At 70.3% G+C, this 25,171-nt stretch carries 19 protein-coding genes, 1 pseudogene and 1 riboswitch; of the genes and pseudogenes, 7 read left to right on the top strand and 13 right to left on the bottom strand.

Annotated features, from left to right (window positions below; translation table 11 throughout):
- Window positions 1-179: 179 nt before the first annotated feature.
- On the bottom strand, window positions 180-2,474 hold the full coding sequence (metE, locus tag FV560_RS16355) for a 5-methyltetrahydropteroyltriglutamate--homocysteine S-methyltransferase (RefSeq protein ID WP_159622634.1): 2,295 nt from the start codon (window positions 2,472-2,474) through the stop codon (window positions 180-182).
- 159 nt (window positions 2,475-2,633) lie between these two features.
- The gene (locus tag FV560_RS16350; RefSeq protein WP_159622633.1) at window positions 2,634-3,542 is read right to left on the bottom strand and encodes a methylenetetrahydrofolate reductase; all 909 of its coding nucleotides are present in this window, start codon (window positions 3,540-3,542) and stop codon (window positions 2,634-2,636) included.
- 67 nt (window positions 3,543-3,609) lie between these two features.
- Window positions 3,610-3,712: riboswitch (SAM riboswitch) on the bottom strand.
- Window positions 3,713-3,953: 241 nt separating this feature from the next.
- Between FV560_RS16350 and FV560_RS16345 the strand changes: the two genes are divergently transcribed.
- Window positions 3,954-5,048 carry an enoyl-CoA hydratase/isomerase family protein gene (locus FV560_RS16345; RefSeq protein ID WP_159622632.1) on the top strand — a complete coding sequence of 365 codons (1,095 nt, stop codon included), beginning with the start codon at window positions 3,954-3,956 and terminating at the stop codon, window positions 5,046-5,048.
- A gap of 93 nt (window positions 5,049-5,141) precedes the next feature.
- Here FV560_RS16345 and FV560_RS16340 read toward each other — a convergent pair whose 3' ends face one another.
- The 5 genes and pseudogenes from FV560_RS16340 to gcvPA form a co-directional block, all read right to left on the bottom strand.
- On the bottom strand, window positions 5,142-5,474 hold the full coding sequence (locus tag FV560_RS16340) for an L-rhamnose mutarotase (protein ID WP_159622631.1): 333 nt from the start codon (window positions 5,472-5,474) through the stop codon (window positions 5,142-5,144).
- A 139-nt stretch (window positions 5,475-5,613) separates the two neighbouring features.
- Window positions 5,614-6,393 (bottom strand): annotated as a pseudogene (locus tag FV560_RS16335) (SDR family NAD(P)-dependent oxidoreductase); the annotation flags it as partial.
- A complete protein-coding gene (locus tag FV560_RS16330) occupies window positions 6,378-7,535 on the bottom strand; it encodes an ATP-NAD kinase family protein (protein WP_235020183.1) in 1,158 nt (385 codons plus the stop codon). The pseudogene FV560_RS16335 and the gene FV560_RS16330, both read right to left, overlap by 16 nt.
- 29 nt (window positions 7,536-7,564) lie before the next feature.
- The gene (gene gcvPB / locus FV560_RS16325; RefSeq protein WP_159622628.1) at window positions 7,565-9,148 is read right to left on the bottom strand and encodes an aminomethyl-transferring glycine dehydrogenase subunit GcvPB; all 1,584 of its coding nucleotides are present in this window, start codon (window positions 9,146-9,148) and stop codon (window positions 7,565-7,567) included.
- Window positions 9,145-10,530, bottom strand: a complete 1,386-nt coding sequence (gcvPA, locus tag FV560_RS16320; RefSeq protein WP_159622627.1) for an aminomethyl-transferring glycine dehydrogenase subunit GcvPA — start codon at window positions 10,528-10,530, stop codon at window positions 9,145-9,147. Before gcvPA ends, gcvPB begins: the two co-directional genes overlap by 4 nt.
- Window positions 10,531-10,700: 170 nt before the next feature.
- Here gcvPA and FV560_RS16315 point away from each other — a divergent pair, with 170 nt between their 5' ends.
- The gene (locus tag FV560_RS16315; RefSeq protein WP_159622626.1) at window positions 10,701-11,351 is read left to right on the top strand and encodes a GntR family transcriptional regulator; all 651 of its coding nucleotides are present in this window, start codon (window positions 10,701-10,703) and stop codon (window positions 11,349-11,351) included.
- Window positions 11,352-11,355: 4 nt separating this feature from the next.
- Here FV560_RS16315 and FV560_RS16310 read toward each other — a convergent pair whose 3' ends face one another.
- The 6 genes from FV560_RS16310 to FV560_RS16285 all read right to left on the bottom strand — a co-directional run bounded on the left by FV560_RS16310 (window position 11,356) and on the right by FV560_RS16285 (window position 20,008).
- Window positions 11,356-13,095: an MGH1-like glycoside hydrolase domain-containing protein gene (locus FV560_RS16310; protein ID WP_159622625.1), complete on the bottom strand. Its 1,740-nt coding sequence runs from the start codon at window positions 13,093-13,095 to the stop codon at window positions 11,356-11,358.
- Complete coding sequence (locus FV560_RS16305) at window positions 13,095-13,961, bottom strand: carbohydrate ABC transporter permease (RefSeq protein WP_159622624.1); 867 nt, start codon at window positions 13,959-13,961, stop codon at window positions 13,095-13,097. The genes FV560_RS16310 and FV560_RS16305 overlap by 1 nt, the downstream gene beginning before the upstream one ends.
- 88 nt (window positions 13,962-14,049) lie before the next feature.
- Complete coding sequence (locus FV560_RS16300; RefSeq protein ID WP_235020181.1) at window positions 14,050-14,865, bottom strand: carbohydrate ABC transporter permease; 816 nt, start codon at window positions 14,863-14,865, stop codon at window positions 14,050-14,052.
- Between the two features lie 142 nt (window positions 14,866-15,007).
- The gene (locus FV560_RS16295) at window positions 15,008-16,330 is read right to left on the bottom strand and encodes an ABC transporter substrate-binding protein (RefSeq protein ID WP_159622622.1); all 1,323 of its coding nucleotides are present in this window, start codon (window positions 16,328-16,330) and stop codon (window positions 15,008-15,010) included.
- Between the two features lie 70 nt (window positions 16,331-16,400).
- Window positions 16,401-16,859: a NanQ anomerase/TabA/YiaL family protein gene (locus tag FV560_RS16290; RefSeq protein WP_159622621.1), complete on the bottom strand. Its 459-nt coding sequence runs from the start codon at window positions 16,857-16,859 to the stop codon at window positions 16,401-16,403.
- Window positions 16,853-20,008 (bottom strand): glycoside hydrolase family 2 TIM barrel-domain containing protein, encoded by a 3,156-nt coding sequence (locus FV560_RS16285; RefSeq protein WP_159622620.1) that lies wholly within the window; start codon window positions 20,006-20,008, stop codon window positions 16,853-16,855. Before FV560_RS16285 ends, FV560_RS16290 begins: the two co-directional genes overlap by 7 nt.
- Window positions 20,009-20,075: 67 nt before the next feature.
- Here FV560_RS16285 and FV560_RS16280 point away from each other — a divergent pair, with 67 nt between their 5' ends.
- The 5 genes from FV560_RS16280 to FV560_RS16260 all read left to right on the top strand — a co-directional run bounded on the left by FV560_RS16280 (window position 20,076) and on the right by FV560_RS16260 (window position 25,060).
- Window positions 20,076-20,975, top strand: a complete 900-nt coding sequence (locus tag FV560_RS16280) for a dihydrodipicolinate synthase family protein (protein WP_200837750.1) — start codon at window positions 20,076-20,078, stop codon at window positions 20,973-20,975.
- 38 nt (window positions 20,976-21,013) lie between these two features.
- Window positions 21,014-21,649 (top strand): helix-turn-helix domain-containing protein, encoded by a 636-nt coding sequence (locus tag FV560_RS16275; protein ID WP_159622619.1) that lies wholly within the window; start codon window positions 21,014-21,016, stop codon window positions 21,647-21,649.
- Window positions 21,642-23,027: an MFS transporter gene (locus tag FV560_RS16270; protein WP_200837748.1), complete on the top strand. Its 1,386-nt coding sequence runs from the start codon at window positions 21,642-21,644 to the stop codon at window positions 23,025-23,027. Before FV560_RS16275 ends, FV560_RS16270 begins: the two co-directional genes overlap by 8 nt.
- A gap of 64 nt (window positions 23,028-23,091) precedes the next feature.
- Complete coding sequence (locus tag FV560_RS16265) at window positions 23,092-23,976, top strand: sugar phosphate isomerase/epimerase family protein (RefSeq protein ID WP_159622618.1); 885 nt, start codon at window positions 23,092-23,094, stop codon at window positions 23,974-23,976.
- A 73-nt stretch (window positions 23,977-24,049) separates the two neighbouring features.
- A complete protein-coding gene (locus tag FV560_RS16260) occupies window positions 24,050-25,060 on the top strand; it encodes a J domain-containing protein (RefSeq protein WP_159622617.1) in 1,011 nt (336 codons plus the stop codon).
- The last annotated feature ends 111 nt before the right edge of the window (window positions 25,061-25,171 follow it).

Genomic DNA, 25,171 nt, shown 5'->3' with positions numbered 1-25,171 from the left:
CTGCGTTCGGTGTGCGCACCACCCTAGCGGCGTGGTGCCACGCCCCACCCATTAGGTCCCGTCTTCTCCCACACCCACCTACTCCCCACACCCACCCATCCCACGGCCGAACGCTGAGTTGCTCGGCGTCCGAGCACGAAACGCCGAATAGGTCAGCGTTCGGCCGTGGGGAATTGCGACTACAGGCCCGTGCGTGTCTCGGCCGTGGCCGCCACCAGGTTCCGCAGCGACGCCGTGGTCTCGTCGTACCCGCGGGTCTTCAGCCCGCAGTCCGGGTTCACCCAAAGCTGCTGCGCCGGCACCGCGGCCAGGGCCCGGCCCAGCAGGTCGACGATCTCCTCGGTGCTCGGTACGCGCGGGGAGTGGATGTCCCACACACCCGGGCCGATGCCGCGGGAGAAGCCGGCCCGCGCCAGTTCGGGCACGACCTCCATCGCCGAGCGTGCTGCTTCGAGCGAGGTGACATCGGCCCCGAGGCCGTCGATCGCATCGATCACCTCGCCGAACTCGGAGTAGCACAGGTGCGTGTGCACCTGGGTGTGCGTAGCAGCACCGGAGGTGGCCAGCCGGAAGGACCGCACCGACCAGTCCAGGTATGCCTGGTGGTCCTCGGCGCGCAGCGGCAGCAGCTCCCGCAGGGCCGGTTCGTCCACCTGGATCACGCCGATGCCGGCATCCTCTAGGTCGGCGACCTCGTCCCGCAGGGCGAGCGCCACCTGGTCGGCCACCTCCCCCAGCGGCAGATCGTCACGCACGAACGACCAGGCCAGGATCGTCACCGGGCCAGTGAGCATGCCCTTGACCGGCTTGTCAGTGAGCGAGGCGGCGTACCGGGTCCACTCCACCGTCATCGGCGCCGGGCGGGAGACGTCGCCCCACAGGATCGACGGGCGTGTGCACCGCGACCCGTAGGACTGGACCCACCCGTGCTGCGTGACGGCGAACCCGTCGAGCAACTCGGCGAAATACTGCACCATGTCGTTACGCTCCGGCTCGCCGTGCACGAGCACGTCGAGACCGAGCTCGGTCTGCAGCTCGATCACCCGAGCGATCTCATCGCGGATCACCTCGGCGTACTGCTCGTCGGTGATCTCGCCCTTGCGGCGCTGGGCCCGGGCCCGGCGCAGATCGCCGGTCTGCGGGAATGACCCGATGGTGGTGGTCGGCAGTGGGGGCAGGTTCAGCCGCTCCTGCTGGGCTGCTGCCCGGGCGGAGGCGTCCGCGCGCTCAGTGTCGGCCGCCGTCAGGGCGCCGGTACGCCGTCGGACTTCCTCGCGGCGCACGCCCGGTGCACCGGCACGATCCTCGCGCACCGAGCGGGACGCCGCGAACGCCTCGGCCGCGTCGTCCGCTCCTGCCGCCAGGGCGAGCACCTCGCCGATCTTCTCGTCGGCGAACGCCAGCCAGGAACGCAGTCGCTCGGGCAGTTCGGTCTCGTCGGCCACCGTGTGCGGCACGTGCAGCAGTGAGGTAGACGTCGCCACGCTGACCGGCCCATCGTGAGCGGCACGCAGACGCTGCAGACGCTCGGCGGCAGCGTGAAGGTCAGTGCGCCAGACGTTGTGGCCGTCCACCAGCCCCGCGACCAGGGTGAGGCCGCGCGCGTGGGCGAGGGCGCCGTCGTCGGGAATCTCTCCCTTGACCAGGTCGAGGGCGATCGCCTCCACGCCGGTGCCGGCGAGGGTGGCAAAGCGTTCGCGTAGGTCGCCGTAGGGTGCAGCGACGAGGATCCCGGGGCGGTCGGCGGTGGCGGCGAGGGTGCGGTAGGCGCGGTCGGCGGCGTCGTTCAGCTGCGCGGCGGGGACGGTGCCGTTGTCACTGACCAGGGCGGGTTCGTCGAACTGCACCCAGGTGGCGCCCGCAGCAGCCAATTCGACGAGCAATTTCTGGTAGACGGAGACCAGCTCGTCCAGCCGGGCGAGCGGATCGGTTCCCTTGGCCAGGGCAAGCAGGGTGACCGGTCCGACGACGACCGGCCGGGTATGCGCACCAGCCTCCTTGGCCTCGATGAACTCCGCCACCGGCCCCGAGCCGGGCACGTACTGCAGCGGGGTGTCGGGACCGATCTCCGGTACCAGGTAGTGGTAGTTCGTGTCGAACCACTTGGTCAGCTCCAGCGGCGCGGTCTCGGCGTCGCCGCGGGCGAGCCGGGAGTAGTCGGCGAGGCTGATGGGGGCCGAGGCATCGATGCCGAACCGCTCAGGGATCGCGCCGACGGCGACGGCGGTGCTGAGCACCTGGTCGTAGTAGCTGAAGTCGGAGGGAATCGCCGCGGTCTGCGGGTCGAGGCCGAGGTCGGTCAGGTGGGTGCGGGTGCGAGTGCGTAGCCTGGCGCCAGCCTCGGAGAGGTCCGCCTCGGTGGTGGTCCCGGACCAGAACGACTCCAGGGCCCGCTTCAGCTCACGGCGGGGGCCGATGCGTGGGTAGCCGAGGATCGTGCTGGCGGGGAGCGCGGGGTGGGTGGGCTGGGACATGAATCCTCCAGTGGGGTTGGACATCCCGGGGCCGAACGCTGAGTTGGTCGGCTTCCGGGCCTTGAACACCGAGCAACTCAGCGTTCGCGGTCGGGCGTGGGTGGGGTGTGGGTGTGACGGATCGCCAATCGGCCGTGGAGCCGAGCGGTCAGAGGGTTCTCAGCGCAGACCGGACTCGCGCAGCAGGTCGAGCACCGCTCGCGAGGAGTTGAAGGTGTAGAAGTGGATGCCTGGCGCGCCGGTCTCGAGCACCTCGCGCACCAGGCGGACGCTGGCGACGAGACCGCGCTGGTAGGCCTCGTCCTTGTCGGCGGCTGAGTCGAGGTGGTCGAGCAGGTCGGGTGGCACGGGCACACCGGTCAGCTCGACCATCCGGCGGAGCCGGTTCGGGTCAGTGAGCGGGAGCACGCCGGGCACGATCGGGATGTGCACCCCGGCGGCGCGGGCCTGGCGCACCAGCTCGGAGTAGTGGCGCGCGTCGTAGAAGAGCTGGGTGATCGCGAAGTCCGCACCGGCAGCCTGCTTCTCGAGCAGCGCCGCGACGTCGTCCTGGGCGATCGTCGGGCTGCCATCGTCGGTGTAGGCGCCACCGGGGTAGGTGGCCACACTGATGCTGACCTCGTCACCTTCGTCCCCGAGGTGCTCGCGGGCGGTCTGACGCAGCAGGTGGACCAGCTCGCTGGCGCGCGTCAGGCCCTGCGGGTGCGGCTGCCAGTCAGGCTCGCCCGCGGGCGGGTCGCCCCGGAGCGCGAGGAAGTCCCGCACCCCCGCTTCCAGCAGTGTGGCGACATAGTCCGAGAGGTCCGTGGCACCGGCCCCCACACACGTCAGGTGCGCCAGCGGCGTGACGCGGGTATCGGCGAGGATCCGGCAGATCAGGTCCCGCGACGTGGCCCGGGTGGAACCGGAGGCGCCGTAGGTGATCGAGAAGTAGTCCGGTACCTGACCGGCGAGCGCGCCGATCGTCCGGCCGACCGTCTCCTCCCCGCGCGCGGTACGCGGCGGATAGAGCTCAAACGAGACGGCCGGCGCCTGGCGGGGGCTGCGGTAGAGGGTGGCGGTGGTCATGAGCGACCACCGCCGAACGGGCGCGGCTGTCGGACTGCGGGTGGGAAACACTGTGCCTGCATCGATAACTCCATCGAACCTGGCTGTAGCACCCTTCCCCGCGGGAGGCTTCCGTTGAGGGGTTGCTGCGGCGTCGTCGAGCCAGGACTCTCAGCCGCTCTGGATGGTGTGCATTCGATGCTACCGGTCTCGTTCTCTGTCTCCACCGCGTATCACCGACTGAGATCACAGGTCCATGGCGCGCAGCCCCCTCCCGAAATCAATCGTCGATCTGGTCGTTGAGCCAACCCGGCGCAACCGCCAGATCGACGTGCAATTCCTGGTGTTCTGGAATCACACGTCGATACGGTGGTGATGCGGTCATCCGAACCGCCAGATCGACGTCGGATTCCGCGCGGGAAGGAGCACGGTATGGCCGTCAGCAACGCCGGCGCCGCGGACCGCGACCTCACCTGGGCCCCGGCGGGCGAGCACATACTGGTCGCCCGGCAGGGCTCGCTCGGCCGGATCCGGCTGAACCGGCCGCGAGCGATCAACGCCCTCACTCTCGAGATGGTGACGGCCATGACGACGCAGCTGCGCCGCTGGGCCGAGGAAGGATCAGTGCAGGCCGTCGCGCTGGATGGCGCCGGGGAGCGCGGCCTGTGCGCCGGGGGTGACGTGCGCGCCATCCGTGACTGGCTGCTGGCCGGCCGTCCGCACGGCGATGCCGAGCAGGCAGCAGGCGCCGATCGGGCGGTGGAGTTCTGGCGAGTCGAGTACACCCTGGACCGGCTGATCGCCGAGGCCGAGCTCCCAGTGGTGGCGTTCATGGACGGTGTGACGATGGGCGGGGGAGTCGGTCTCGCCGGGCACGCCACTCTCCGTCTGGTCACGCCACGCACGCAGGTGGCGATGCCGGAGACGGGGATCGGGTTCTTCCCCGACGTCGGGGCGCTCTTCCCGCTGTCCCGGGCCCCTGGTGAGCTGGGCGCCTACCTCGCCCTGACCGGGGTGAGCGTCACCGGATCGGACGCGATCGCCGTCGGGCTGGCCGACGCGATGATCGAGACCGGCACCTGGGAGGATCTGTGCACGCACTGGGCCTCGGGTACGCCACTGTCAGCGCCGATCGGACAGTCACGGCCAGAGCCGCACAGCGACCTCGCAGCCCAGCGACCGTGGATCGACGCGTGCTTCGCGGGCGATGACGCGGCTGTGATCGAAGCGCGCCTGAGCGCCCGGCCGGAGCCCGAGGCACAGCGGGCCGCCGCCACGCTGCGCTCACGGTGCCCGTTCTCCGTGGCCGTGACGTTGGCAGCGATCAGGCGCGCGGCCCAGCTCGCGACCGTGGCGGACATTCTGGCGCAGGATCTCCGGCTCGGAACGGCCTTCATGAACGGTGCCGCCGCCCAGGACTTCATCGAAGGGGTGCGAGCGGTCCTCGTGGATCGTGATCATGCACCGCGGTGGCGGCACGACTCACTCGCCGCGGTCGACCGGAGCGAGGTGCTCGCCCTGTTCTGAACCGCCGAGCGCACCGGCGCGACGCCCGCTCTCTACCAGGGACCCTCGGCTCGAAGCTGGCACGTGCGACCACACAGCCGAGGCGGTTGCACCTCAGCTGGTGCTGATCTGCCCACTCAGCGTCCATACCTGCGGCACGGCGGTACCGGCGGGACCGTCGGTGAAGGTTGCGAACCCCTCCAGGTGCTGGTTGATGAACTCCTGCCATCGCGCGTTCGCCGGGCTGGTCTCCAGGGCGATCATCGCCGCCTCGAAGTCGTCGCACTCGACCAGGTGGAACAGGTCCCGGCCGCTACGCCAGATCCGCCACTCGTGGATGCCCAGCCGAGCGAACTCGGCCGCGAGATCCTCCGGGATCCGCTGGTGATCGCGCTCGTAGGCTTCTTCGTGGCCGTCCTTGAGGCGTGAATGCAGGGCGATAGTCATACGCCTCAACCTAACGTCGGATGCCGAGCAGATGCGACTGCCGGGCGGAGACTACGCGAGCGCGGCATGAGTGTCGTCAACAGGCACGGATTCGACATCCAGGCCGCCCTCGCGAACTCGGCAGCGGACAGTCTGAGGCTCAGGCGATCCCGCCCCCGTCGGCCACGAGCGCCGCACCGGTCACATAGGAGGCGGCGTCACTGGCCAGCCACACCACGGCTGCGGCGATCTCCTCGGGCTGGCCCATCCGGCCCAGCGGCCGGTCCACGGACTCGGCGAGGAACTCGGCGGGGTCCTGGCCGAGCTGGCGGGCCTCGTCGGGCAGCATCCCGGTGTCGACGTCGCCGGGGTTGATGGAGTTCACCCGGATCCCTTGCGGGCCGTGGTCGATCGCGAGCGCCCGGGTCATGTTCACCACCGCCCCCTTCGACGCGCAGTAGGAGAGCGCCCGGCCGCCGCCCTTGAGACCCCAGCCGGAGCCGGTGTTGACGATCGACCCACCGCCGGCCGCGGCCATCACCGGCACCACGTACTTGCACAGCAGGAAGATCGAGCGCACGTTGACCGCCATCACCAGATCCCAGGTGTCGGCGTCCAGTTCGGTGGCGGTGGTGCGCCGGATGATGCCGGCGTTGTTGAACAGCACGTCGATCCCGCCGAACTCGGACTGCACCCGGTCCACCAGGGCAGTCACGGCGGCCTCGTCGGAGACGTCAGCCTCGATCGCGAGGGCGCGACCGCCGGCGGCAGTGATCGCCTCGGCCACGGCCTGAGCGGCCTCGCCGTCCAGGTCCACCACGGCCACCTGCGCACCCGCCGCGGCGAACGCGCGCGCGGTGGCCGAGCCGATCCCGCCGGCTCCCCCGGTGACGATGGCAGTCTTGCCGGTGAGGTCATTCATGGTCATACTCCGTTCGCTGCGGTTGCTGGGTACATGCTGGTGCGTCCGGGCCCGGTGGTCACCCGGAGCATGCCGGCGAGGGCGCGATCTACGCCCGGTTCACCGGTGTCAATCAGGAGCGGCCGGCCGCCGAACTCGGTGAGCTTGCGCTCGGTGGCGCCAACGAGCAGCCGGTCCCGGGCGAGTTCACCGCCGAGCGCCGCCGTCAGGACGCGCGCGGAGAGCTGCTGGTTGCCGCGGCCGAACAGGAACCCCTGTCCGCCCACCACCCCGACGACAACTCCCGCGCCTGGGCAGGCATCGTCACCTCTCCCGCAGTTTCCGTCATGCGATGCCCCGACGGCGGCCAGCGCCCTGGTCTCGTCCATGTCCGTGGCGAGCAGCTCACCGTCGCGGAGCACGTCCACGCCCAGCGGGGTGCCGGCCAGGCCGAGGCGGCGCAGCAGGGCGGCGGTGGTGCCGCCGGGGCCGACGAGGTAGGTGACCCCGGGGCGGAGCTGCTCGGCCAGGCCGGCCGCCACGCCTGCCACGGCGGCACCGTCCCCAGTGGGGGTGGCCACCTTCCGTCCCTGCGAGCGCTGGGGGTGGGCGGGCGTGCGGACCAGGGCGAACAGGCGGGGGTCCACCCGGCCGGTGCGCACCTGCTCCTCGTCCACATCAAGCACCTCGGCCTCGACCACGGTGGCCGAGCCCGCGAGTAGCTCGGCCGCGAGCGCCCCGGCGGCCTGCGGGGAGACCGCGAAGCACGCCGAGTACATCTTCACCCCGGCTGGCACCCCGAGCACCGGGATTCTCGATCCCGAGACGGTCAGCCCGGCAGCCACGTCCCGGGCGGTCCCGTCGCCACCGGCGAAGAGCACCAGCTCCGCACCGGCCGCCACCAGGGCCGCGGTGACTACCCGGGTGTCTGCGCCGGTCCCGGTCCGGTCCGGGAGGTCGACCGGGACTGGCACCATCCCGGCCTCGCGCGTCATGTCCTCGCCCAGGTCGCCGGGCCCGGTGAGCACCGGCGTCCCGTCCGGGAGGGAGGCCAGCGCCTGTCGGGCTCGCTCGCCCGCCCGCGCCAGCACCCCAGCGGCTCGGGCAGCGGCCTGGATCGCGGCGCCGTCGCTGCCCTTCAACCCGGCCGGTCCGCCGAGGCCGGCGACCGGGTTGACCACCAACCCCAGCCGAGGTGCGGCAGCGTTGATCACGGTCGGCGGTGCTGGGGGGCGTCGGGGTACTTGCACAGGTAGCCGCGCCAGGTGACCGCCCACCGCTCCGGGTCGTCCAGATCGTCGTGGTGGGTGTGGTGCACGGTCTGGTTGTGCGGTGCGGTACGCACCATCTCCGGGTCCGTCCGGGCTTCGTGGGCCACCTGGGCGAGGATGGCAGCGTACTCGTCCAGCTCGGCCCTGGAGTAGGACTCGGTCGGCTCCAGGGTGAACGGCTGCGGCACCACGTACGGGTGGTGGCTGGTCCAGTAGTGGGTGCCGTAGTCGGCGGCCCGCACCCCGATCTCCTCGGAGGTGATGCCCGTGTCTTCGTACAGCTCCTGCCAGGAGTAGCGCACCTGCTCCACCCGGCGCCGTCCCGTCGCGTACGGGGCGGAGGCACCGGGGATCGCGAGGATCTTGCTCATCAGGTAGTTGTTGTTCAGCACCGCAGTCTCGGCCACGGCCCGCAGTCCGGGCGCGCCGAGGGCGGCGATCCAGGCGTAGGCCTTGGCGATGGTGGGGATCACGCCGTAGAACGCCGAGACCGCACCGATGGACAGCTCACCGCCGGCAGCCAGACGGAACCGGTCGCCGTCGCGCTCGGCCATCGGCCCGGGCAGGAACGGCGCCATGTGCTCGGCCACCCCGTTCGCCCCGGCACCGGGACCGCCGGACCCGTGCGGGGTGCCGAAGGTCTTGTGCAGGTTGAAGTGGCACACGTCGAAACCGGCGTCCCGGGCGCGGGTGATGCCGAGGATGCCGTTCGCGTTCGCCTGGTCGTAGGAGGCGAGCGCCCCGACGGCGTGCGCCGCCTCGACCCATTCGACGATCCGGGGGTTGTAGATCCCGGTGTCCTCCGGGTTGGTCACCATGATCGCCGCGGTCCGCTCGGACAGGGCCGCCCTGAGCGCGTCCAGATCCGGGTAGCCGTCCGCGTCCGGGTGGATGGTGATCACCTTGTAGCCGGCCACGGCGGCCGCGGCGGCGTTCGAGGGGTGGGAGAAGATCGTGGTGATCACCTCATCGCGCTGCTCGGCCTCCCCCCGGGAGGCGTGGTAGGCGCGGATCATCGCCACGTTCGTCCAGATGGCGCTCGAGCCGCCGGTGGAGTGCAGGCTCACCCTGTCCATCCCGGAGATCGCCTTCAGCGCCTGTTCGGTGCGCCACAGGATCTCCAGCGCCCCCTGCACCGACTCCTCACCCTGCAGCGGGTGCACGTCCCGCAGACCAGGGTCGGCGACCAGCTGGTCGTTCACCTTCGGGGCGTACTTCATCGTGCACGTGCCCTGGCCGACGTCGACGTTCAGGTCGGCGCCGAGGTTCTCCTGGGACAGCCGCAGGTAGTGTCGCAGCACCCGGGCCTGCCCGATCCGGGGCAACGCCGGAGCGCTGGGGCGGCGCAATGACCCGGGCAGGTCGGCGAGCACGTCACCGACCACCTCCCGCACACCCGGCTCGACCTGAGGCGGCAGCACACCGCGCTCGCCCGGGGCGTCCAGCTCGAACACGATCGGTTCGTCCCAGCGGGCCTGGTGGAAGCGGCGTAGTGCGGGCTTGGTGGCGATCGGCAGGCTCATCGAGCGACCTCCTCGAGGACGGGCGTACGGGTGTCGGTACCGAGTACGGCACTGAGTTCACGGGCGAGCAGGTCGATATGGTCCTTCGTGGTCATCTCGGTGACGCACACGAGCAGCTCGCGCTCGCCGAGCACCACACCGGGTTCGATCTCCTTCGCGCGCAGCTCCTCGACCACCTCGGCGGCCGGGCGGGGTAGGTGCAGGACGAACTCGCGCAGGTGCACGGCGCCGTCGGCCTCACTCACCCCGGGCAGAGCAGTGAGCACCCTCCGGGCGTAGGCGGTACGAGCCAGCAGCGTCTCGCCGAGCTCGACCATCCCCTGCGGTCCCATGAGCGCCAGGTACACCCCGGCGGCGATCCCCCACAGGGCGGCGGCGGTGCCCACCCACTCCTTCCCCTCCTCGCGGTGGGCGAAGGCCGTGCGGTCCCAGGCGACATCGCCGAAGCCGTACTCCCCCTCCACCGAGGTGGAGGCCAGGCCGAACAACCGGTGCGGCATCTCCATCACCAGACGCGGATCGTCGGCCACGCCGACGAAACCGGCGTGGCCGCCGCCGAACCACGCGTGAATGCCGAGGGACTGGATGTCACCGCAGGTGATGTCCGCGCCCTGAGCGGCCGGCGGAGCGAGCACCCCGAGCCCGATCGGGTCGGTCTGGGCCACCAGCAGACCACCGACGGCGTGGGTCGCCTCCGCGAGCTGCGTCATGGCGGTCTCCACCGCACCGGTGGCCGAGGGGGTGCTCACCCAGACGGCGGCCACATCGTCGCCGAGCCTGGCCGTGACCGCACCGACGTCGGCGATGCCATCCACGGTGGGCACGTGCTCGAGGGTCGCATACGGGCGGATGAAGTCCTCCACCTTGCTCAACACGTCCGCGCGGACGTCGGAGACGACCAGGATGCGGGTGCGTCCGGTGGCGCGCACGGCCATGGACAGGGCGGTGGCCGTCGCCTGCAGGCTGTCGTAGGTGGGCACGTTCACCACCTCCACCTCGAGCAGCTCGGCCAGGAGCGAGGCGTACTCGAAGAGCGCCTGGAAGCGGCCGTGGTCCTCGTACGGCTCACCGGCGTAGGCGGTGAGGAACTCACTGCGGCCGATCACCTCGTCCACAACGGCGGGCACGTGGTGGTGGTACGTGCCCGCGCCGAGGAAGGACAGCCGGGTGCGGTTCTTACCGAGGATGCCCCGCACGTGCCGGCTCAGGTCTGCCTCGGCCACCAAAGGCTCGGGCAGGTCCAGGTCACCGGTGAGCCGGAGAGCGGCAGGGATGTCGGCGTAGAACTCCTCCACCGACTCCGCGCCCACGGCGGCGAGCATCTCGGCCCGCACCTCGGGGGCGCTGTTCGGTAGGTAGGGGTGCACGAACGATGTGGTCACTAGTCATCACTTCCCTCGGACGGCGGCGTCCATCGATTGTCACGTCCACTGTATTTTGTATACATTACACGACGAAGCGACATGTGAACCGTCCCGCTCCTAGGATGAGGCGCAGGATGCTCGCCGGTCGCCGGTCGGCACTCCAGCCGGCACCACCACAGGAGGACAGCATGGTCATCAAGCGCTCCGCGCTGCGCGCCCAGGTCCGTGAGGAGATCCTGCATCGCATGCGCACGGGCTCGGTGAAGCCGGGCGAGCAGATCAATGAGGTCCAGCTCGCGGCCGAGCTCGGAGTCTCCCGCACCCCGCTGCGTGAAGCCCTCATCGCCCTCGAGGGCGAAGGGCAGATCGCCAGCGAGTCCGGCCGGGGCTTCCGGTTCCTGCCGCTGAGTGCGACCGAACTGGTCGAGCTGGCACCCGTGCTCTCCACCCTGGAGGGCCTGGCCCTCGATCTCAGCGACATCGACGACCTGCGCCGGATCGGGGCCGAGTTGCAGGCGATGTCCGACGATTTCGCCGAGGAGACCGTGCAGCACGCCATCTTGAACCAGCGAGACGACTCCTGGCACCGGCATATGCTCTCGGTCTGCCCGAACCAGCGGCTGCTGGTCGTGATCGAGAACGTCCGGGCCACGATGCACCGGTACGAGGCCCTGCTCGTCAACGACGAGCAGCTCATCGCTCGCCGTGCCGAGGAGCACGCCGCCATCGCTACCTGCCTGGCCGAAGGAGACGTCGAAGGCGCGAAGGAGGCGCTCGCGAAGAACTGGGCGGGCGGCACGCAGCGGCTGCTCGAGGTGGCCGAGCCGGCCGCCGACTGAGGACTCACAACGAGCCCTCAGTGAGCGCCACCGCCAGGTCCACATACAGTGCGGCCGACCAGGAGAACGCGGTGACCGCACGCGGTGGCTTGTCACCCGTGACGGGGTTGACGTACTCGTGCGGCCCGCCGGCACCGACCACCATCGCCACAGTCGCCTCGGCAACGCGCCGGGCCTCATCCGGGCGGCCGCTGGCCTGCAGCCCAAGCGCGAGCAACGTGCTCGTGCTCACCCAGCTGGGCCCGCGCCACATCTGGTCCGGGTCGAAGTCCGGATCGTCCGTGGCCACTGTGGGTACGCCCACCGGGGTGGCGAAGTGGTCGCCCAGGCGGCCCACGACGGCGTCCGTCAGGTCCGCAGGCAGGTCACCGATGAACAGGGGCAGCAGCTCGAGGATGGTCTCGGTGCCGACTGTGCCGTGGTGGCCGCGGGCACGGAACCGGGTCCCGTCCCACAGTCCGAGCAGTGCCGCCCGGGTGGCGGTGCGCCGGGCCTGGCACTCGGTCTCGACCTCGGTGCGCCCCGTCCGCCGGGCCCAGTCGGCGAGCAGCTGGTCCTGCACCACCAGATAGGCGGCCAGATCCGGGGACGTCAGCGGTACCGCCGCGTCGAAGACGGGCGAGTCGTCCAGCCCGGAGGAGTACGGGTGCGTGTATTCGGGCAGACCGTCACCGTCGGTGTCCTGCGTGGCGAACCACCAGCGCTGGGAGGCGAGAACCCGCTCCATCTGACGGTCCAGCCAGGCGGGCTCGGGCGGGTGCGGACCGTCAGCGAGCCGGGCCAGCGCCCACGCGGCCAGCGGCGGTTTGGTCAGTGCGACCGGGTCGTTCGGGTCAGCCGCCGGGGAGGCGAGCCGGCGCAGGTTCTCCAGGTCTCCGGGCGGGAGATCGTCGGAGGAGGCGAGCACGCCGTCGTCGTGGACCACGTCCACGAGCTGGCCGTCCGGGCGCGCCGTGCCCAGCATCAGGTCGAGCTGCTCGGCCGCGAGCGCCGCGGCGCCGTGCCGCAGGCCGCTGGCGATGAAGTAGGCGTCCCACTGCCAGACGCCGGCGTAACCGCGCAGCGCAGGCACCACACCCAGCCCTCCCCCGCCATCGGCGCCGAGCCGCACCGTGTTCGCGCCTAGCACGTACCAGCACAGGGCGGCCATCGGGGCCAGATCCTCGCGCACCCGGGGGCAGCGGGCCAACCACTCGGCCCAGGTGGCTCGGGTGGTGGCAAGGTGACGCTGGTGCGCGGCTGGATCCGGCCGCGGGGAGGACGCCGACGCGGGTGCCGGTGCCGGTGCCGCCTCGTCCAGGTGAATGGTGACCGGACCGTCGGCTAGCAGGTCACCGGTAGCGCCGTCCAGACGCGCCCCACGGACCCATACCCGCGAGGCGACGCGCAAGTCGGTGCTGATCAGAACGCCGTCGTGCCGCTCCTGCACCACCAGGCCCATCCGGGACGGGATGCGGGCGCGCAGACGCACCCCCGCGCGGTCAGACGTGCCCACGGAAAGAGTGCGTTCCCCGGCGAAGGTGAGCGTGACAGCCCCCCAGCCCAGCACCCCCGGCTCGATCTGATTGAGCGGGCGGGCGACGCCGTCGGGAGCCAGTACCGTCACGGCCTCGAGGAGCCGGATCTCGGTACGGGAGCGTTCATACTCGGCGCTGTGGAGCACCACACCCTCGGCCTCAGCGGTGAGGAACAACCGGGAGCCGGGCAGGGAGAGCGGGACCGCGTCCAGGTCGAGGCCATCCATCAACGCCCACCCAGCCCAGACGTGGCCATCGAGTTCAGGATCCGCTTCTGCGCGATCACGAACAGGATCAGCACCGGAACCGTGGAGACCGCGCTCGCCGCCATCACCAGGCCGTAGTTCACCCCGCCGTGCTGACCCTCGAACCCGGCCAGTAGCAGCGGCACAGTGAACAGCTCGGTGGAGTTCAGCAGCACCAGCGGGAACAGGAAGTTGTTCCAGGTGTCCAGCGCCACGATGATCGCGAGCGCACTCAGCCCGGGCCGCAGGTTCGGCAGCACTACCGCGAAGAAGGTGCGGACCGGGCCGGCACCGTCACAGGTGGCAGCCTCGTCCAGCTCCTTCGGCAAGCTGAGCACGAACTGACGCATCAGGAACACCGCGAACGGGTTCGCCAGCATCGCCGGCACGATCAGCGCGAGGTGCGAGTCCACCCAGCCAAGTCTCGACATCAGCAGGTAGAACGGCACCAGGGTGACCTGCTTGGGGATCATCTGGGTGGCGAGGAAGCCGATGAAGAGGGCCTTGGAGCCGCGGAACGGGATGCGTGCGAAGGCGTACCCGGCCATCGAGGCGGTCACCAGGGTGCCGGCGATGATCAGACCTGCGATGTACACCGAGTTCAGGTAGGCCCGGCCGAACGGCATCGCGCTGAGCGCTTCCGGGTAGTTCTCGCCGGTGAGCGGGTCCGGTAGCAGGCTGAGCGGTTCGGAGAGAAGCTGGGGCAGCGTCTTCAGGCTGGTCAGGATCATCCAGATGAAGGGGAAGACCATGGCCAGGCCGCCCACGATCAGCAGGGTGTGCAGTACCACCGTGGTGGCCGGCACGCGGCGGCGGTTGCCCGGGGCGGCAAAGACGACAGCACTCATGGGCATTCCCTTCGCGATGAGCACTGCGGTGCCTCGCTCCGGCGGCCCTCGTTCCTCACGCCACCTACGCGGGGGCTCCTCATGCTCATCAATCCTCCTCGTAGTGCACGAAGTACTTCTGCACCCCGAACTGCGCCGCGGTGATCACCAAGGTGATGCCCAGCAGAATGATCGAGGCGGCGCTGGCCAGGCCGAACTGGAACCTGCCGAAGCCAACGTCGTAGATGTGCAGCACGATCGTGCGGGTGGCGTCCTGCGGACCACCGTCGGTCAGGATGAACACCAGGTCGAACGTCTGCAGTGAGCTGATGAACGCGATCACGGACGAGAAGAACATGATCGGGCTCAGCAGCGGCAGCCGGATCCGCCAGAACAGCGCGAGCGGGCCGGCGCCGTCGATCCGGGCGGCCTCCACCACCGTGGGCGGGACGTTCTGCAGCCCAGCGAGGAAGATCACCACGTTCAGACCGAGCGAGGCCCACACGGTCACGATGCACACCGCGATCAGTGCCAACCGCGGGTCGCCGAGCCAGTTCGGCGGGTCGATGGGCAATACCCGGGCGATCCAGCCCGAGACAATGCCGTCGGCGCGGAACAGCTGCTGCCAGATCGTGGCCACGGCCACCTGGGAGGTGACCACGGGGGCGAAGAACAACAGCAGATAGAGAGTGCGGACCTTCAGCTTCTCCAACGCCACCGCGATGGTGACAGCCAGGCCGAGCCCGATCGGCACGGTGATCAGGGCGATCAGCAGGGTGTTCAGGATCGAACGACCGAACTTGGGGCTGGTCAGCTGGTCGCGGAAGTTGTCGAACCCGACCCAGCTGAGTTCAGTGAGCCCGTTCCAGTCCGCGAAGGCGAGCAGCATGCTCCCGGCGAACGGCAGGGCCACAAAGATCGTCATCCCGAGCACCTGCGGCCCGACGAATGCGAGCCCCCAACGCCGCCGGCGGCGGCGCCAGGTGGGCTCCCCACGGAGCTCCCTCGGCGCCGCCGGGCGGGCAGTCGGGGCAGGAATCGAAGCAGTCATCAGCGCGGCAGTCGCCTCAGCCGTCCGCGGCGAGTGCGGCGATCTGGTCGAGCGTCTCCTGCGCGGTACCACCGGCACCCTGGTAGAGGTTGAGCATGGCCTCGTTGATGTCGGTGCTCAGGCCCGGCACGGTGGACTCGGCGGCGTAGTTCGCGAAGCCCATGTCGCGCATGTCGAGGAACGTCTGCGCGTGCTCGGGGTAGCCGTCGGCGAGCACCACCTCGTCCGCGCCCTCGATCGAGGGGACGGCGTTCCCACCCTCGGAGAGCCGGAACTCCTGCCCCTCCTGGGAGAGGTAGGCAGTCCAGAACGCGAAGGCAGCGTCCGGGTCGGGGGTGTCGGCGTTGATCACCAGGTAGGAGGCGGCCACGGTGGTCGGGGCAGCGGTCCCGTCCGGAGTCGGCCAGCGCACGATGTCGTAGGACTCGGCCACCCCGGCCTCCTCCAACGTGCCGATCGTGTAGCGACCCTGGGCGAAGAAGCCGGCGCCGTGGGTCACGAACTCCGAGTCCGCACCGGCACCCTCCGGCATGGTGTCGGCCACCATGAAGGTGCCGTCCTGCATGTAGTCGGCGAAGGTCTGCACCGCGTCCACGGTGGTGGCGTCGGTGTTGCCGACGAAGGTGCCGCTCTCGTCGTACGCGGTGCCGCCCTGGGAGGAGACCCAGCTCCAGTGGGTGCCGTAGTAGTTCCAGTACATGGAGCCGATCAGGCCCGCCTCGGCGAGCTTGTCGTTCATCTCCAGGAACGTCTCGGTGGTCCACTCATCGTTGGCGGCCAGCTCGGCCGGATCCTCGCTGATCCCGGCGGCGGCGAGCGCCTCCGTGTCGTACCAGAGAGCGTCTGGGTTCACGTCGTTCGGGACGGCGTAGATCTCGCCGTCCTCGGTCTGCCCGGCACCCAGCACGCCCGGGTTGAACGCGTCCACCGGGGTCTGACTGGCGTCGGAGTCCATCAGGTCGCTCAGCGGCAGCAGCACACCAGCGTCGACGAACTCACCGATCCGGTCATCGCCCACGTAGAACACGTCCGGCGCCGTGCCCGAGGTGAGCTGGGCGAGCAGCTTGGAGTGGTAGTCGCTGTAGCCGGCGGTCGGCTGCAGTTCCACGGTGATGCCCTCGTGGTCGGCCATGAACTGCTCGTTGAAGCCCTCGAAGCGCTCGAGCTCCTCCGGGCTTCCCCAGGTGGACCAGGTGACGGTGGAACTGCCGTCACCGGAGCCGCCACCGCTGTTTCCGCTGCCGCTGCACGCGCTGAGGAGCAGAGTGCCGGCGGCGAGCACGGCCACAGCGCCGCGGGTTCGGATGCGCGTGCGGGAGCGCGTCACGGACTGAGACATGGGAACCACCTTTGGTCTGGGTTTCAGTGCTTGTATTCTGTATACAGCACACAGTTGATGTCAAGCGCGGTCAGGTGGACGGGATACGCGAACCCTCCACCGTGACCCGCCACAGCACGCAGCGGCCCTCCAACTCGACCACACGGACCGCCTCGTCGATCGCCAGGACGCCCATCTGGCCGGCGCCGATCTGCACCACGGTGCCGGCACCTGAGAGGAGCTCGGTGTCGTCGGTGTCGCGGTAGGGGCTCACCACCGTCAACTGGTCGGCCGGGGCCACCTCCAGGGTGAGCGTCCCGTCGAGCACTGCGAAGGTGTCGTGGTAGCGACGGTGCCGCACCAGATCGGCAGAACCCACGTCTGCCGGGGTGAGCAGGCGATAGGTGGCGGCGTCCCCCACGGAGCGAGCGGCGCCGTCGGCGATCCGCTCGGGCGACTCGGCCACCCGCCGCAGCGTCTCGAGCACGCGGCGCCACAGGCGTTGCTGCCCGAGGATCAGCTCCATCTCGCTCGCGCTGCGGATCAGCATGCCGACCTCCTGCTCGTCGCGGCGATCTGGCCCGGGTCGCTGCCCGGCTGCATGGGGACCAGGGTGAGGGCCAGGCGGAACGGGCGCAGCCACACCCGGTGCGAGTGCAGCACCTCCGAGCCCCACGAGTTCGATCCCAGGCCCAGCAGTGCGTCGGCGAGGGTCACCGTGAGCGCACCCTCGGGCTTCAGGTCGCACTGGTGTCGGGCCGCCTCCAGCGCGGCACTGGACCAGGGCCACACGGCGGCCTCCACCGGGTTGTCAGCCCCGATCCAGAGCCCCGAGCCGCCCTTGTCGGTCAGTGCCAGCCAGCGCACCTCGCCACGATTGCCGGTGTCCTGCGGGCGGACATAGGGCGTGTTCAGCGCGTCCACGGTGCTGCGGTAGCGCCCGATCGTGGCTGCGGCGCGCGAGTCCGGGTAGTTCTCGCCGGGACCCAGGCCGTAGTACTCCACCTCGGTCAGCGCCGGGTCCACGCCAAGGGTGGCGCCGAGCATCGGCACCACGTCGGCGTAGTCCCCGTACGGCTCGCCGGCGATCTCGATCCGGCAGGCGCCGTCCGGGCCGAGTAGGTAGTCGGTCGCGGCCCGCACCCCGAGCTCGTACGCGGGCGGCGCGTGCACGGCGGTGGTGCGCACCCGGACCGCCTCGCCCTCGCGTTCGATCGCGAAAGTCCGCGGGTGGGTGCGCATCAGGTGCCAGAACCGCGGCGCCCAGAGCGTGTCCCGCTCCACCTGGTGGTTGTCAATCGTGGGGCGGTCGAGTTGCACCCGGGGCGGCCGCCGGAGCAGGTCACGGGAACCGTCGGTCAGGCCCACCAGAGCACCTTCCCGGCGGGAGAATCGCCAAGTCTGCTCGGCGAGGCGCACGACGGCGTCCCGTCCGTCGTCCTCGATCTCCAGCCGGCCACGCCTCGCCCGGGCAGCGGGCGAGGCGACACGAGGGCCGGCATTCGGGCCCAGGGGTAGGGGCACCTGGTACACCCCGAGTGGGTGACCGGCAGGGGCGTAACGCGTCGCCTCCCGGTGCCGCACGGCAATGGTGAGGAAGCGCTCGGTCGCCACACTGCCCGATTCCGCCCCGGGCGCAGATGTGGTCGCTGCTCCGGCCAGCACGCCGACCACCCCGGGCACGCCCTCGGCCGGGACCACCTCGACCACGGCGGCCTCCCCCGGGCCGAGCACCGGGGCGGGCACTGTCTGCGTGGCGACGGTCTCGCCGTCGTGCAGGGTCCGCACCTCCAAGTCGATCCCGGCCGTGTCCCGCACGCCGTACCGGCTACGCACCCGCACATGCACGCCCGCGGAAGGACCGCCGTCGGGGACTGGTTCAATGGCCACGGGGCAGATCACCTGGGCGTACTCGCGCAGGCCCGGGCTCGGGGTCTGGTCCGGAAGCACCAGGCCGTCGATGCAAAAGTTACCGTTGTGCGGCTCGTCCCCGAAGTCGCCGCCGTAGCGCCAGTAGACCTGGCCGTCGGAGCCCTTCGCACGGATACCGTGATCGATCCACTCCCACACGAAATGGCCCTGGATCGAGGGGTGCCGGTCGAAGACCTGCTGGTACTCGGCCAACCCTCCCGGCCCGTTGCCCATTGCATGGGCGTACTCGCACAGGATCCGGGGCTTGCCGAGCGGGTAGGCGCCGAGCTCGTCCATCATCTGCACCCGGGAGTACATGGTGGAGACCACGTCCATCACCTCGGCGTCGCGATCCTCCTCGTAGTGCACCGGGCGGGTCGGGTCGAGCTCCTTCGCCCGGTGGTACATGGCGGCGAAGTTCTCCCCCATGCCGGACTCGTTGCCCAGGGACCACATCACGATGCTGGGGTGGTTGCGCTGGGCGAGCACGTGTCGTTCGATCCGGTCCACGAACGCCGGACGCCACTCGGGATCCTCGGCAAGCCGCGCGAGGTCATCGGCGTAGCTGAAGCCGTGGGTCTCCAGGTCGGTCTCGGCGAGCACGTAGAGGCCGTAGACGTCGCACAGCTCGTAGAAGCGGGGGTCGTTCGGGTAGTGCGAGGTGCGGACGGCGTTGATGTTGTGCGCCTTCATCAGCCGCACATCCTGCTCCATCCGTTCCAGGCTGACGGTGCGGCCGGTGACGTCATCGTGGTCGTGCCGGTTCACCCCGTGCAGGGCGAGATAGCGACCGTTCAGGCGCAGCACGCCATCGGCGATCGTCACCTCGCGGAACCCGATGCGCACCGGGACGATCTCGGTCACGGCACCTGCGCCGTCGTGGGTCTCGAGCAGCAGCTGGTACAGGTGCGGCTCCTCGGCACTCCACTGGGCGGGCGCGGTCACCGGGAGGTCGAGGGTGAGGCCGTCGACCGACTCCTCAAGGTGCCCAGTGGCCACGTCGGCCCCGTCGGGGCCCAGCAGGCGGTAGCCGAGCTTCCCGACGGCGGAGCTCGCCCGGGCGCGCACGTGCAGGGTGGCGTCCGTGGGCACCTGGTCCGCCGGGGCGTCGAAGGTGGTCCAGGTGTGCACATCGTCCAGCCGGGCCGCGGGGCGGACCAGCAGGCTGACCTCGCGGAACAGGCCGGAGGCCCACCACATGTCCTGATCCTCGAGGTAGCTGGCGTCGCTGAACTGGTGGACGAGCGCGGTCAGCAGGTTCTCGCCGGGGCGCAGGTGCGCGGTGATGTCGAACTCGGCGGTCAGGCGGCTGCCCTTGGAGAAGCCGATCTCGGTGCCGTTGAGGAAGACCTGGAGGAACGAATCGGCGCCGTCGAACCGGAGCAGGACCTGCCCGGTGAGGTCGTCAGGGTGGATGTGGATGGTGCGCTGGTATACGCCGGTGGGATTCGCGGTGACCGTGAACGGTGGATCGATCGGGAAGGGATAGCCCTCGTCGGTGTACTGCAGGCGGCCGTAGCCCTGCAGCTGCCACAGGCTCGGCACGGTGATCACGGCCCAGTCGGGGTGCGGGTGCTCGGCGACGCCGGTGGGCACGTCGAGCGGGTGCTCGTAGTAGCGGAAGCGCCAGTCCCCGTTCAGGGAACGCCACTGGGAACTCGCCTCGCGAACCATGGTCCGGGCGGTGGGCTCGTCCTGATAGCCGACCAGGTAGGCACGGGCGGGCGCCCTGTTCTGGTGCAGCTGGGTATGGTCCTGCCAGGCGCTCCGGTCAGATCGCAGGGTCACACGGGCCTCCTCGTCTCCGTCGTTGTATACAGTACACAGAACTAGAGTGGTGGGAACAAGGAGGCCCATCATCACCTGCACAGGACTGAGCGCGTTTCCCCTCACCCCCATCCTCGACGACGCCGTGGACGAGCGCGCCTTCGCCGCCCAGGTCGCACGCGTCGCGGCGGCGGGCGTCGACTCGATCGCCGCGCTGGGCTCGACCGGGGCGTACCCCTATCTGAGCCGTACCGAACGGGCACGGGTGGCGCGGGTGGCGGTGGAACATGCGGGCGACGTCCCGGTCATCGTGGGGGTCGGAGCACTACGCACCTCGCACGTGCTGGGGCATGTCGATGACGCCACGGATGCGGGCGCCTCGGCCGTGCTGCTGCCCGCCATGTCCTACCACCCGCTCACCGACGACGACGTCGTGGGCCTCGTGGAGACGGTCGCGGCGCACAGCCCGCTGCCCGTGATCGTCTATGACAACCCGGGGACGACGCACGTCACCTTCACGCCGGAGCTGTACGCGCGGGTGGCCCGGGTGCCGGGGGTGGCCTCGATCAAGATTCCCGGTGTGCCGACCAAACCGGCGGCGGCGCGTGAGCATGTCGCGAAGATCCGCGGGGCGGTCGGCGAGAACGTGACCATCGGCGTATCCGGAGATCCGTTCGCCACGGCGGGCCTCGCTGCCGGGTGCGGCGCCTGGTACTCGGTGATCGCCGGAACCCTGCCCGAGGTGGCCGTACGACTGGCACGCCCGGCACTGGCAGGCAACGCCGCGGAGGCCGAGGCCGAAAACGTGCGGCTGGCACCGTTGTGGCAGCTGTTCACCGAGATGGGAGGCAGCATCCGGGTGATCGCCGCCATCGCCGAGTTGCTCGGGATCGCCGAGCAGCCATGCCTCCCGCTCCCGATCCGCGGGCTGGACGAGGAGCAACGGCGACAAGTGGCAGCAGTGCTGGAGGCACTCGAGATCGGCTAAGCATTCTAATGCACTCAGCAGTGCACTATGCTGCACTCATGGATGGGGAAGCAGCGGCACTGGCATCGTCGATCGGTTCGCGCGTGAAGCACGAGCGGCAGGAGCGCGGTTGGACCCTCGACCAGCTGGCTGAGGCGGCACAGATCAGCCGGCGGATGCTCGTGAACGTCGAGCAGGGGGCGGCCAACCCGAGCGTGGGCACCCTGCTCAAGATCAGCACTGCGCTGGGCGTTCCGCTCCCCGCGCTCGTCGAGATGGCGGAGGTGGCATCTGCCACGGTCACTCGCCACGGTGAGGGAGCCGTTCTCTGGCGCGGGGATGCCGGCGGAGAGGGTGCACTCGTGGCTGCCGGACGCGGGACGCCGGATGCGATTGAGCTGTGGGACTGGATCCTTGAGCCGGGAGAGGAGCACGTCAGCGAACCTCATGCGCCAGGGACCCACGAGTTGCTCCAGGTGCATGCGGGCACTCTGACGATCGAGGTCGATCAGGAGCAGTTCGTCCTCGGTGCGGGCGATGCAGCGGCGTTCGGTGGGGACGTCCCGCACGCATACCGGAACGCAAGCCAGGCGAAGGTCCGGTTCTCGCTCGCCGTGTACGAGCCAGGTGCCGGGCCGGGACGAGCAACGCGGCGGACGCTGACGGAAGCCGTGGAGTCCGACCAGGATGGGTGACGCGCACCAGGGCGATGCCGGCACGCACGGGAAGGATGGGGCCCGGCTGCCCAGGACGGTTGGGCCGCCGTCGTGGGCTGGAGACGCACGGCACGCGGCGCCTCCCACACCTCCCGGGTCGACCGCGAGCACGGCGCTCGCGCGGTGGCTCGCCTCCTACGCCAGCTTCGCCATCCCGCAGGCCGCAGCACCGATCGCGTTCGCCCTGCTCGCACTGCCGCTGACAGGGACGGCGGACAGCGGGGCGGCGATGGTGCTCGCCATGACAGCCGCCCAGGTGATCGGTGCCGTACCGGTGACGCGGATCAGCCAACGGTTCAGCACCACCGGCGCGGTCCGGCTCCTGGTGGCGATCAGGACGCTTGCCCTGATCGCTGTAGCCCTGCTGGCCCACCTGACGGCACCGTTCCCACTACTGGTGACGGCCGCAGCCGTGGCCGGGGTGGTCAGCGGTGCCGCGTACGGCCACCTGCGCACCACGTTGAACCACGTGGTGCGACCCTCGCGGCTGCCGCGGGCACTCGGGATCGCGGCGACCATGAACGAGGTGGTGTTCGTCAGCGCCCCCGCCCTCGCCTCGCTGCTCGGCTCTGTCTCAGCACCGGCTGCAGTACTCGCGCTCGCCGTCTTGGGTGCCGGGCCTCTCGCCTTGCTGCCCCGATCCCCCGGGGCATCGACGACAGCGTCCGAGTCATCACGTCCAGACGGCGCCGCGCCAGGATCGTCGGTGCCGGAGACCTCAGGGGCGAAATCTCATCCAGCCGGGCCGGCGACCCGCAGGCCTGCCGGTCTGATCACCCCGGAGATCGGTCTGTGGCTGATGTGTGCCACTGCCGGGTCCGCGGCGGTAGCGGGGATCGAGGTAGGTGCAGTGTCGTTGGCAGTTCGCTTCGACCTGGCCCCGACCGCCGGGTTCCTCTTCGCCACCACGCTCTGCCTGGCGTCGGTCGCCGGCGGCATCTGGGTGAGCGCCCGGAACAGAACATCGCGAGCGGTCACCGTGGTGGTGCAGTTGGTGGTGACGACGATCGGCACCGTGCTCATCGCCCTCGGGTCGGCGTTGTGGTCAACGCTGCTCGGTGCGGTGCTGGTCGGGGCACTCCTGGCTCCGCTGGGGACGCACTACTCACTGGCCTTGGACCGCCTGGCACCCGAGCCGCGGCGGGCAGAAGTCTTCGCACTGCTACGCACGGCGCAGTCGCTGGGGATCATCACCGTGAGCGGGCTGCTGACGCTCACTTCACTCCCGGTAGCACTGGCCGGGTCGAGCACACTGATGGCAGTCGCGACGCTGGCGGCCACCAACCAGCTACGTCGACCAGCGCGGCCCAGTAGCAGCTCCCACCCGGAGGCAATCGACGGGAACACCGCCACGTAGGCACGTCTACGCAATCGTTGGTGGGCATCAGGCGATTCCCAGGAGCCGGGGCTACCCTGGGCGCATGGCCGACGAGAACCCGGACACCACGTCCGCACCTCAGTCGCCCCGGCGCATCCCGGTGACCCTGTCCAGCGTCAGCGTCTACCCGCGCAAGACGCCCTACGCCTTCGAGATCGCCGCCGACCTCGGCTACGACGGGCTCGAACTCATGGTCTGGTCCGATCCGACCAGCCAGGATGTCGCGCACCTGGAGCGGCTCAGCAACCGCTTCGACTTGCCGGTCACGAGCGTGCACGCCCCCACCTTGCTGCTCTCCCGCCGAGTGTGGGGGCCCTCCCCGCGCGAGAAGCTGGACCGCACCGCCGAACTTGCGCGGGCCCTCGGCGCCCCCACGGTGGTGGTCCATCCGCCGTTCCGCTGGCAGTACCGCTACGCCCGGGGCTTCGCCGAGCACGTACGGGAGGTGAACGCCGAGGACGACCTGACGATCGCCGTCGAGAACATGTACCCGTGGCGGGGCGCGAACCGCGAGATGAAGGCCTACCTGCCCGGCTGGGATCCGACCGAGCACGACTACGACCAGGTGACCCTCGACGTCTCACATGCCGCCGTGGCCCGGCAGAGCAGTCTCGACCTGCTCGACGTGTTCGCAGACCGGCTGGCACACGTGCACCTGGCCGACGGCACGGCGTCGATGATGGACGAGCACCTCGTTCCCGGCCGGGGCGATCAGCCCTGCCGGGAACTGCTACGCGAGCTGACCCGGCGCGACTTCCAAGGTGACGTGGTGATCGAGATCCAGACCCGGCGCGCCCGTACCGCGGCCGAGCGCGTGGACGACCTGGAGGCGTCGCTGACGTTCGCGCGCACCTATCTCGACGAGTCCGACCGGACCGAGTACACCCCGCCGCCCGGCGCCCACCATCGGCACCTGGACGCCTGGTGACGGACCGCGTCACGACCAGCCCCAGGTAGCCTGAGGGCGACATTCTCCGGGCACGAAGGGGCGTACTGCACACGTGAGCGAGCAGTCCCGCGGTGGCACCGCGTACGAGATCCTCGGGGTGCCCCGCAACGCACCTGCCGAGGACCTGCGCCGCGCCTACCGTCGGCGCCTGCGGGAAACTCACCCCGACACCGGAGGCAGCGCAGAGCTCTTCCACGAGGTGCAGTTGGCCTGGGAACTCGTGGGAACACCGGCCGCCAGGCGCCGCTACGACGCCCACTCAAGCACCACCGCCGGCGCTCGGCCTCGCCCCCGTGGAAGCGGGGTCCCGTCCGCAAGCAGCCCCGACGACGGCCCTCGGGTGTGGACAGCAGGCCGCACCGCGGGTGGCACTCGCCCGCGCCCGAAGGCCCGGACCTACGGTCACCCGGGCGGATGGTCCCGGGAGCGCTATCTGACGCTGCTGCGGGAGTGGGTCGGACGAGGCGTCACGGTCGAGAACCCCTACGCTCCTGATCTGGTCGCCCGCGCACCCCAGGAGATCCGGCACGCCCTCGCTGACGCCCTCGCCGAGGAGGCGACCGCCAAGCGGCTGGCCGAGCTGGGCTCGGCCTTCACTGTCTGGCACGACGTCGCCACAGCACACGGCCACGACGGCTGGACCGCGGATGCGAGCGCCCCCGCAACCGATCCGGCCAAGCTCGACCACGTCGTCCTGGGCCCGACCGGGCTCTTCGTGGTGCAGTCGGAGGACTGGGGCGCCCCAGTGCGCCGCAAGGGCCGCGATCTCGCGAGCGCCGGACTGCCGGAGAAGGCCCGGCCGGTGAAGGCGCTGACACGGCGGGCGCGCGTGACGAAGCGATGGCGGGTGCGCTTGGACGCGATCCTCGTGGTTGTCGCGGACGATCAACTGGAGACCTTGCTGCTCCCGCTGGGGACCGGCCGCCGGGTGCCGAGGTTCGCCATCCGCCGCAGCGCACTGGCCGGGACGCTGACCGTCGGCCTACCCGGGGTGCAGATCCTCACCGAGGACCAGCTCTTCGACCAGCGCACGCGGTTGCAGCGGGCGATCCGGTTCGTCTGAGAGCCGCCCCGACCCGAGCAGCAACGATGCCCCGACGACGATCGGCCGGGTCCACTGTGACGGCTCCGTCGTGCCAGGAACTCACCTCGGCCCTCACACTGATGGCAGACT

Origin of the sequence: Ruania rhizosphaerae, assembly GCF_009805705.1 — a bacterium.
GTDB lineage: Bacteria > Actinomycetota > Actinomycetes > Actinomycetales > Beutenbergiaceae > Ruania > Ruania rhizosphaerae.
Note: the sequence above shows the minus strand (reverse complement) of the source record. Positions and strands in the feature narration are given on the sequence as shown.

Coding starts and splice junctions, on each gene's coding strand:
- FV560_RS16350 (WP_159622633.1), bottom strand. CDS start 3,542: ATGACCACCGCCACCCTCTACCGCAGCCCCCGCCAGGCGCCGGCCGTC.
- FV560_RS16305 (WP_159622624.1), bottom strand. CDS start 13,961: ATGAGTGCTGTCGTCTTTGCCGCCCCGGGCAACCGCCGCCGCGTGCCG.
- FV560_RS16315 (WP_159622626.1), top strand. CDS start 10,701: ATGGTCATCAAGCGCTCCGCGCTGCGCGCCCAGGTCCGTGAGGAGATC.
- FV560_RS16345 (WP_159622632.1), top strand. CDS start 3,954: ATGGCCGTCAGCAACGCCGGCGCCGCGGACCGCGACCTCACCTGGGCC.
- FV560_RS16270 (WP_200837748.1), top strand. CDS start 21,642: ATGGGTGACGCGCACCAGGGCGATGCCGGCACGCACGGGAAGGATGGG.
- FV560_RS16310 (WP_159622625.1), bottom strand. CDS start 13,095: ATGGATGGCCTCGACCTGGACGCGGTCCCGCTCTCCCTGCCCGGCTCC.
- FV560_RS16300 (WP_235020181.1), bottom strand. CDS start 14,865: ATGACGATCTTTGTGGCCCTGCCGTTCGCCGGGAGCATGCTGCTCGCC.
- FV560_RS16275 (WP_159622619.1), top strand. CDS start 21,014: ATGGATGGGGAAGCAGCGGCACTGGCATCGTCGATCGGTTCGCGCGTG.
- gcvPB (WP_159622628.1), bottom strand. CDS start 9,148: ATGAGCCTGCCGATCGCCACCAAGCCCGCACTACGCCGCTTCCACCAG.
- FV560_RS16265 (WP_159622618.1), top strand. CDS start 23,092: ATGGCCGACGAGAACCCGGACACCACGTCCGCACCTCAGTCGCCCCGG.
- FV560_RS16295 (WP_159622622.1), bottom strand. CDS start 16,330: ATGTCTCAGTCCGTGACGCGCTCCCGCACGCGCATCCGAACCCGCGGC.
- FV560_RS16290 (WP_159622621.1), bottom strand. CDS start 16,859: ATGCTGATCCGCAGCGCGAGCGAGATGGAGCTGATCCTCGGGCAGCAA.
- FV560_RS16340 (WP_159622631.1), bottom strand. CDS start 5,474: ATGACTATCGCCCTGCATTCACGCCTCAAGGACGGCCACGAAGAAGCC.
- metE (WP_159622634.1), bottom strand. CDS start 2,474: ATGTCCCAGCCCACCCACCCCGCGCTCCCCGCCAGCACGATCCTCGGC.